General features: G+C 70.4%; 3 protein-coding genes and 1 pseudogene. 3 read left to right on the top strand and 1 reads right to left on the bottom strand.

Going from position 1 to position 2,590, the window contains the following annotated elements:
* From JGS39_RS41295 to JGS39_RS38730, 3 genes and pseudogenes are all read left to right on the top strand, one after another.
* Nucleotides 1-169: pseudogene (locus JGS39_RS41295) on the top strand (adhesin); the annotation flags it as partial.
* 100 nt (nucleotides 170-269) lie between these two features.
* Complete coding sequence (locus JGS39_RS38735; protein ID WP_219574458.1) at nucleotides 270-494, top strand: hypothetical protein; 225 nt, start codon at nucleotides 270-272, stop codon at nucleotides 492-494.
* Nucleotides 495-631: 137 nt separating this feature from the next.
* Entirely contained in the window at nucleotides 632-1,372 is a 741-nt protein-coding gene (locus tag JGS39_RS38730; RefSeq protein WP_219574457.1) for a class I SAM-dependent methyltransferase, read from the top strand.
* Between the two features lie 90 nt (nucleotides 1,373-1,462).
* On the opposite strand, the gene JGS39_RS38725 is transcribed toward JGS39_RS38730, so the two are convergent.
* On the bottom strand, nucleotides 1,463-2,530 hold the full coding sequence (locus tag JGS39_RS38725; protein ID WP_308120974.1) for a GDSL-type esterase/lipase family protein: 1,068 nt from the start codon (nucleotides 2,528-2,530) through the stop codon (nucleotides 1,463-1,465).
* Nucleotides 2,531-2,590: the final 60 nt, after the last annotated feature.

The raw sequence follows: 2,590 nt of genomic DNA, 5'->3' as shown, positions 1-2,590 counted from the left end.
GCTGTCCACGTCGACCGCGCACCGGGGCAGCGCGGTCGACGTGGACAGCTACCCGGTCAAGGGCGACACCTTCGCGGTCCAGCTGATCGACCGGGGCCGGGACTGGGGCAGCACGCAGTTGGTGGGCGCGCATCATGCGGCGGCGCAGCTGAGGGCTTCCTGCCGCTGAGGTGACCGGCGGCGCGAATACTTCCCGTAACGCACAAGCAGAACGCAGCAAGCTCAGAACGCACGAACATCTTCGGCTACGAGAGAAGGAAGACCCGCCCATGCCGGCACCCTCCGGGTTCAGCTACGCATCCCACGCCGACGGCACCGTCGTCATCACCCACCGCGACCGCAAGGCCACCACGTTGCGCGGCGACCGGGCGGCCAAGTTCGTGGCCGAGGCTGAGTCCGGCGACGCCCAGGCCGTGATGGCCCGCTGGACGGGCGCGTACAAGTTCGGCAACGAGCGGATGGCCCGCAACCACCCCAGGAACAAGGGCCGTTGAACGGATCCGAGTTGGTGCGGGATGCGGCTCTCCCTGTGGGTATCCGGTCCCGGACAGGGCACCCGTGAACCGGTGAATCCTCCCGGTCGCGGCACAATCGTGTTGACCGCCCCAGCAGGCAGTGCTTGAGTCGGCGCGTGGACAGCATTCCTGCCAACCGGCGGTTCTGGAACCGGATCAGCGAGGCCTACCAGCAGAAGCACGACCCGCAGATCGGTGCGAAGCCCCGGCTGTGGGGCACGTACGCCATCCCCGACGCGCACCTGCAAGCCCTGGGCGACGTCACCGGCAAGCGCGTCCTCGAACTCGGCTGCGGCGCCGGCCAGTGGTCCAGGGCGCTCGCCGCGGAGGGCGCCACCGTGGTCGGGATCGACCTGTCCGAAGCCCAGCTGGCCGCGGCAGCTACCGCGATGGGAGCGGCCAGCTACCCGCTGGTGCAAGGCGCCGCCGAACAACTCCCGTTCGCCGCCGACAGCTTCGACGTGGTGTTCTGCGACTACGGCGGGCTCAGCTGGGCGCCCCCGCGCCTGGCCGTCCCGCAGGCCGCACGCGTCCTGCGCCGCGGTGGGCGCCTGGTGTTCAACGTCGCCAGCCCATGGTTCGAAGCCTGCTACGACGAAGAGACGAGCCGCGCGACCACGACGCTTCAGCAGGACTACTTCGGGCTGGACACCATCGACGAAGACGAGGGCGCGGTCAGCTATCAGCTCACCTACGGCGACTGGATCAGGGTCCTGCGCGGCGCGGGTCTCGTCATCGACGACCTCATCGAGCCGCGGCCCGGCCCCGGGACAGCGAACGGCTACAACCGGACCGACCCGCCCGACTGGGCACACCGCTGGCCGGCGGAAATGCTCTGGGTAACCCACAAACCGTAGACACCGCCGTACGGGCGCCGCCCTGCCGTCCGGATGCCCTGCCGCCCACCCGGACGGCAGGGCATCCGACCCCCTACCAGGGGCCGGGGATCAGGAGGCGGCACACGAGGCCGCCAGAGAGGGCGTGCCCGCCGCCTCCGACGTACTCGCGAGGAAGCCGAACGTGGTGCTCGCCCCCGCCGTCAGCGTGCCGTTCCACCCGGCGTCGCGCACGGTCGTCCCGGTCAGTGCGCCGTTCCAGACCTGGGTGAGCCGACTGCCCGCCGGGAGTCCGAGGGTCACTGCCCAAGAGGAAGTCCGCGCCGTGGCCGAGGTGTTGGTGACCGTCACCTCACCCTGGTAGCCGCCCTGCCACGCCGAGACCGTCCGGAAGGCCGCCGAACAGCCCTGGTTCCCAGGCTCCTCGGGGTTCTCCGGATCTCCCGGGGTGAGCAGGGCCGACAGTGCCGGGAACCAACGGGCCGCCATCTTGGCGTCTCCGACGGCGTTGGGGTGGACGCCGTCGTAGGTGTCGGTCGCCGTGTCGAAGCCCGTCCACTGGTCGACGACGGTGACCGGCGACTGCGCGGTGGTGATGCCTCGGGCCCAGGCCGGAACGCGCTCATTGAAGGCGACCGTACGAGCGGCGCACTCGGCGCAGCTGCTCGGATTGATCGGGATGATCTGGGCGACCAGCACCTTCATCGCCGGATTGCTGGCCCGCATCTGGCCGACCAGCTTGGTGTACGCGGCGAGAATGGTGTCCGGCGCGATGCTGCTCCAGACGTCGTTGGTGCCGAAGTGCATCACCACGATGTCCGGCGCGGTCGTCGCCAGCCACCCGGGCAGCAGGTTCTGGTCGGCGGTGGTGGTGGCCAGGAAGCCGCCGTGGCCTTCGTTGTCGGCGTCGTGCGTGAGGGCGCAGCTCTGGGCGTTCAGTGTGCCGACGAAGTCGATGTCGGTGTAACCGGCGTTCTGCAGTTGGTCCCAGAGCATGGAGCGCCAGCAGCCCGGGGAGCCGGTGATGGAGTCACCGAGCGGCATGATCCGTACCGGGGCCGCGGCGGCGGTCGCGGCGGCGGTGGCGGTGGACGGTGCGCCGGCCAGGCCCAAGCCGGCGGCTAAGACGAACAGGGCGGCCAGGAATGCGGCGAGGAGGGGGTGACGTCTGCTGCGCACGGGGGGTCCTTCCCGAAGGGGGGCGGAAGCGGGAGTGCGGGTGCGATACGGGGCATGGGA

It is taken from the genome of Streptomyces poriferorum (assembly GCF_019399235.1).
Taxonomy (GTDB): Bacteria; Actinomycetota; Actinomycetes; order Streptomycetales; family Streptomycetaceae; genus Streptomyces; species Streptomyces poriferorum.
Note: the sequence above shows the minus strand (reverse complement) of the source record. Positions and strands in the feature narration are given on the sequence as shown.

Bases quoted from the DNA above. Each gene is read 5' to 3' on its own strand.
- JGS39_RS38735 (WP_219574458.1), top strand. From the start codon at position 270: ATGCCGGCACCCTCCGGGTTCAGCTACGCATCCCACGCCGACGGCACC.